Below are 5,143 nucleotides of genomic sequence, written 5' to 3' on the forward strand. Positions count from 1 at the left end.
GCCGTCCGGTATCAGGGCAGCGGCCTCCTGCAGGCTGATGCGTTTGTTGGGCTTGGACATGAAGAGACTCCTGTTTTGAGACCGGGGAAGGTCAACTGTTTCACTCAGGGGTTGGCGGCCTTCATGGTGAAGGTGTCCGGCGCCCGGACGGCGCCGGCCAAGCCCCAGGGATGGGTTAAAGCGGCCTTCACCATGAAGGCCGCCAACCCCTGACGGACCGACGCCAGATCAACCGCGCGTCACTGCCGTGCCGATGACCAGGCGCTGCACCTCGCTGGTGCCCTCGTAGATCTCGGTGATCTTGGCGTCGCGCATCATGCGCTCCACGGGAAATTCGCGGGTGTAGCCGTAGCCGCCGAAGACCTGCACCGCCTTGGTGGTCACCGCCATGGCGGTCTCCGAGGCGAACAGCTTGGCCATGGCCGACTCCTTGGAAAAGGGCACCCCGGCGCTCGCCTTGTAGGCGGCCTGATAGACCACCAGGCGCGCCGCCTCGATCTGGGTGGCCATGTCGGCGAGCATGAACTGCACGCCCTGGAAGTTGGCGATGGGCTGATCGAACTGCTTGCGCTCGCGGGCATAGTTGACCGCCGCATCGAAAGCGCCCTGGGCGATGCCCAAAGCCTGGGAGGCGATGCCGATGCGCCCGCCGTCGAGGGTCTGCATGGCCACCTTGAAGCCCTTGCCCTCCTCGCCCAGCAAGTTGTCCAGGGGAATGCGGCAGTTGTCGAAGATCAACTCCATGGTCGGCGAGGAGCGGATGCCCATCTTCGATTCCTTCTTGCCGAAGGAAAAGCCGGGCGTGCCCTTCTCGACGATGAAGGCGCTGATGCCGTGATGCTTCTGCGCGTTCTTGTCGGTGCGGGCAAAGACCACGTAGGTCTCGGCATCGCCGCCGTTGGTGATGAAGATCTTGCTGCCGTTGAGCACCCAATGCTCGCCGTCGCGCACGGCGGTGGTACGCGTGCCGCCCGCGTCGGACCCGGCGCCGGTTTCGGTGAGCCCGAAGGCGCCGAGCTTGCTCCCCTCGGCCAAGGGCCGAAGAAATTTCTGCTTCTGCTCCTCGGTGCCGAACTTGTAGATGGGATTGGCCCCCAGGGACACATGGGCCGAGAGGGTCACGCCGGTGGAGGCGCACACCCGCGAGAGTTCCTCGACGACGATGGCGTAGCTCAGGTAATCGGCCCCCGCCCCGCCGTATTCCTCGGGGAACACCACCCCCGCCAGGCCCAACTCGGCCAGGCGGTCGAACATCAGGGCGCGGTCAAACTGCTCCCGTTCGTCGCGCTCGCCGGCGCCGGACGCCAGTTCCGCCTCGGCGAACTCGCGCACCATGTCGCGCATCATCTTGTGCTCGTCGCTCAACTCGAAAATCATGGTGTCTGCCTCCCTAGGAAAAACTCTTGAGGATTTCGCGCGACACGATCAGCCGCTGAATCTCGCTGGTGCCCTCGTAGATGGTGGTGATGCGCGCGTCGCGGGCGTAGCGCTCGACGGGATAGTCGCGGGTATAGCCGTAGCCGCCGAGAATCTGCACCGCTTCGTAGCAGGCGCGGTTGGCCGCCTCGGTGGCGAACATCTTGGCCATGGACGCCTCCTTGGCGAAGGGCCGCCCCTGCTCCTTCTGAAAGGCGGCGTTCATCAACAGCAGGCGCGCCGCTTCGAGCTCGGTGTAGGCGTCGGCGATCTTCCACTGGATGGCCTGGAATTGACCGATTTTCTGGCCGAACTGGCTGCGCTCCAGGGCGTGGCGGGTGGCATGCTCCATGGCCGCCAGGCCGATGCCCAGGCCCAGGGAGCCGATGCCGATGCGCCCGCCGCCCAATTCCGCCACGGCGATGCGAAAGCCGTCGTTGAGCTTGCCCAGCAGCGCGCTCGCCGGCACCCGGCAGTCCTGAAACAGCACTTCGTTGGTCGAGGAGGCGTGCTGGCCCATCTTCTCCTCGGCCTTGCCGACGATCAGCCCGGGCGTGCCCCCCTCGACGAGAAAACAGCTGATGCCCTTGCCCTTGGGCGCCGCCTTGTCGGTGACCGCCCAGACCACGAACACCCCGGCGAAGGGCGCGCTGGTGATGAAGATTTTCGCCCCGTTGAGCACCCAGTCGTCGCCGTCGCGCACCGCCGTGGTGGCCATGCCCGCCGGATCGGAACCCGCTCCGGTTTCGGTGAGGGCGAAGGCCCCTGCCGGGTATTCCCCGGAACAGATTTTGGGAATGTAGCGGCGCCGCTGCTCTTCGGTGCCGACCGCCTGGATGACCTCGCAGACCATGTTGTTGACCGACACCGTCACGGCGGTGGCCGCGCAGGCGCGGGCGATCTCGGTCAAGGCGAGGCTGAAGGCCACCACCCCCGCCTCGGCGCCGCCGTACTCTTCCCGAATGTTGAGCCCCATGAAGCCCAGCTCGGCGAGTTTTCGCAGATTGTCGAAAAACACCTGGCGATCGCCGCCGCGATCCAGCTCAGCCGCCACCGGCGCCAGTTCGCTCAGGGCGAATTCCCGGGCGGTCTGCTGGATGAGCCGCTGCTCTTCGTTGAGATCCAGATTCATGCGTTCCTCCCGCTCCTTCAGCGTCCCCGGAAATGGGCCGGGCGTTTTTCGAGAAAGGCGGCCATGCCTTCCTTTTGATCGGCGGACGCGAAGCACAGGCCGAAGAGTTCCGCCTCATAGCGACCGGCGCGGTCCTGATCCATTTCCAGGCCGTTGTCCACCGCCTCCTTGCCCAGGCGCACCGCCACCGGCCCCTTGGCGGCGATTTTTTGCGCCATCCGACGGGCGCCGTCGAGCAGCGCCTCGGGGGCCAGCACCTGGTTGACCAGGCCGATGCGGTGCGCCTCGCGGGCGTCGATCATCTCCCCGGTCAGGATCAGCTCCTTGGCTCGGCCCTTGCCCACCAGCCGCGCCAGGCGCAGGGTGCCGCCGAAGCCGGGAATCACGCCGAGATTGACTTCCGGCTGACCGAAGCGGGCATTCTCGGCGGCGAGACGAATGTCGCAGGCCATGGCCAGCTCGCAGCCGCCGCCCAGGGCAAAACCGTTGACCGCGGCGATCACCGGCTGGGGCAGCTTTTCGATGAGGTTGAACACATCATGACCGAGGCGGGCGAATTCGCGGGCGGCCAGGGCATCGAAGCCCTGCATGGCGGCGATGTCGGCGCCGGCGACAAAGGCCTTCTCCCCCGCGCCGGTAAGGATCACCACCTTGATGGCCGGGTCGCCCTGGATGCCGGCGAAGCAGCACTGCAATTCCTTGAGGGTCGCTTCGTTGAGGGCGTTGAGGGCCTTGGGACGATTGACGGTGACAATGGCGACGCCCTCGCTTGCTTCAAACAGCAGGTTGCTGAATTCCATGTGGTTGACTCCCTGGCTCATGATCAGGCGTATTCGTAAAAACCCTTGCCGCTTTTCTTGCCCAGCCAGCCCGCCTTGACCATCTTGCGCAGCAGCGGACAGGGACGATACTTGCTGTCGCCGAGCCCCTCGTGGAGGATTTCCATGATGGACAGGCAGGTGTCGAGACCGATGAAGTCGGCCAGGGTCAGCGGCCCCATGGGATGGTTCATGCCGAGCTTCATCACCTGGTCGATGGCCTCGGGCTTGGCCACCCCCTCGTGGACGCAGTAGATGGCCTCGTTGATCATGGGCAGCAGCACCCGGTTGGAGACGAAGCCGGGAAAGTCGTTGACCTCGACGGGCGTCTTGCCCATGCGCCGCGCCAGTTCGTCGACGCAGGCATAGACCGCGTCGCTGGTGGCGAGACCGCGGATGACCTCCACCAGGGGCATGACCGGTACCGGATTCATGAAGTGCATGCCGATGACCTGGGCCGGCCGGCCGGTGACGGCGGCGATCTCGGTAATGGGCAAGGAGCTGGTGTTGGTGGCGAGAATCACCTCGGGACGCGCCACCCGATCGAGGGTCTGGAAAATGCGCGTCTTGATTTCAAGATTTTCCGTGGCCGCCTCGACGATGAAATCCGCCGCGGCGGCATCCTCCAGGGAGGTCGAGGGCCGGATGCGGGCCAGTACCGCCTCGCGCTCCTCGGCGCTCAACTTGCCCTTGGCGACGTTGCGCTCGAGAATCTTGCCGATGCTCGCCAAACCCCTGTTCGCGGCGTCCGTCGCGATGTCGTTGAGCAGCACCTGCATCCCCGCCTGCGCCGCCACCTGGGCGATGCCGCCGCCCATCTGCCCGGCGCCGATCACCATGAACGTCTTTATTGCCATGAATACAGTCTCCTTTTTGTCCGACTTGTCTGACTTGTCCGACAAGTCGAACAGAAGTTAAATTCGCTCGAAAATCGCCGCCACCGCCTCGCCGCCGCCGATGCACAGGGTCGCCAAGCCATAGCGCGCCTGGCGCCGCTGCAGTTCGGCGACCAGGGTCGCCACCAGTCGGCCGCCGCTGGCGCCCACGGGATGACCGATGGCCACCGCGCCGCCGTTGACGTTGACCCGCTCGGGATCGAGGCCCAGTTCCTTGATGGCGATCAGGGCCACCGCCGCGAAAGCCTCGTTGATTTCCCACAGGTCGATATCCGCCGGCTTGAGACCGGCCTTGGCGCAGGCTCGTTCAATGGCGCCGACGGGGGCGTCGGGAAATTGGTCGGGATGCAGGCTGTTGGTCGCATAGGCGACCAGCCGCGCCTTGGGCTTGAGGCCCAGGTCGCGCACCGCCGCTTCTCCGGCGAGCAGGGCGAAGGCGGCGCCGTCGTTGATGGTCGAGGCGTTGCCGGCGGTGATGCCGCCATCCTTGGCGAACACCGGCCGCAGGGCGCCGAGCTTGGCGATATCGCCGCGTCCCGGTTCCTCATCCGTGGCGACGATCACATCGCCCTTGCGCGAGGGCTTGGTGACGGGCACGGTCTCGGCCTTGAACAGGCCCTCGGCAAGGGCCTGCTGGGCGCGCCGGTAGGACTCGGCAGCGTAGGCGTCCTGCTCCTCGCGGCTCAGGCCGTGGGCGGCGACGCGCGCCTCGGCCACCTCGCCCATGTGCCGCCCGCTGTAGGGATCGGTAAGGGCGTCATGAATCATCAGATCGACCGCCTGCCCCGTACCCATGCGCAGGCCGAAACGCGCCGTCGGCAGGGCATAGGGCGCCAGGGACATGCTTTCCATGCCGCCCGCGATCACCACCCCCGCCTCAC

Annotated in this window: 6 protein-coding genes; 1 reads left to right on the forward strand and 5 read right to left on the reverse strand. The window is 66.1% G+C overall.

From position 1 onward, the window contains the following. A partial coding sequence (locus tag QAT43_RS14030; protein ID WP_305043712.1) for a hypothetical protein occupies nucleotides 1–213 on the forward strand: 213 nt, incomplete at its 5' end. A 15-nt stretch (nucleotides 214–228) separates the two neighbouring features. Here QAT43_RS14030 and QAT43_RS14035 read toward each other — a convergent pair. From QAT43_RS14035 to QAT43_RS14055, 5 genes are all read right to left on the reverse strand, one after another. Further along, nucleotides 229–1,377 carry an acyl-CoA dehydrogenase gene (locus QAT43_RS14035; RefSeq protein WP_305043713.1) on the reverse strand — a complete coding sequence of 383 codons (1,149 nt, stop codon included), beginning with the start codon at nucleotides 1,375–1,377 and terminating at the stop codon, nucleotides 229–231. 13 nt (nucleotides 1,378–1,390) lie between these two features. Next, nucleotides 1,391–2,548 carry an acyl-CoA dehydrogenase family protein gene (locus tag QAT43_RS14040; RefSeq protein ID WP_305043714.1) on the reverse strand — a complete coding sequence of 386 codons (1,158 nt, stop codon included), beginning with the start codon at nucleotides 2,546–2,548 and terminating at the stop codon, nucleotides 1,391–1,393. A gap of 17 nt (nucleotides 2,549–2,565) precedes the next feature. After that, nucleotides 2,566–3,348: an enoyl-CoA hydratase-related protein gene (locus QAT43_RS14045; RefSeq protein WP_305043715.1), complete on the reverse strand. Its 783-nt coding sequence runs from the start codon at nucleotides 3,346–3,348 to the stop codon at nucleotides 2,566–2,568. A gap of 23 nt (nucleotides 3,349–3,371) precedes the next feature. Then, nucleotides 3,372–4,223 carry a 3-hydroxybutyryl-CoA dehydrogenase gene (locus QAT43_RS14050; protein WP_305043716.1) on the reverse strand — a complete coding sequence of 284 codons (852 nt, stop codon included), beginning with the start codon at nucleotides 4,221–4,223 and terminating at the stop codon, nucleotides 3,372–3,374. Between the two features lie 57 nt (nucleotides 4,224–4,280). Next, nucleotides 4,281–5,143, reverse strand: an 863-nt coding sequence (locus tag QAT43_RS14055; RefSeq protein WP_305043717.1) for a thiolase family protein, incomplete at its 5' end; no start/stop codon positions are given.

The sequence above is a fragment of the Geoalkalibacter sp. genome, from assembly GCF_030604225.1.
In the GTDB taxonomy this organism is placed as follows: domain Bacteria; phylum Desulfobacterota; class Desulfuromonadia; order Desulfuromonadales; family Geoalkalibacteraceae; genus Geoalkalibacter.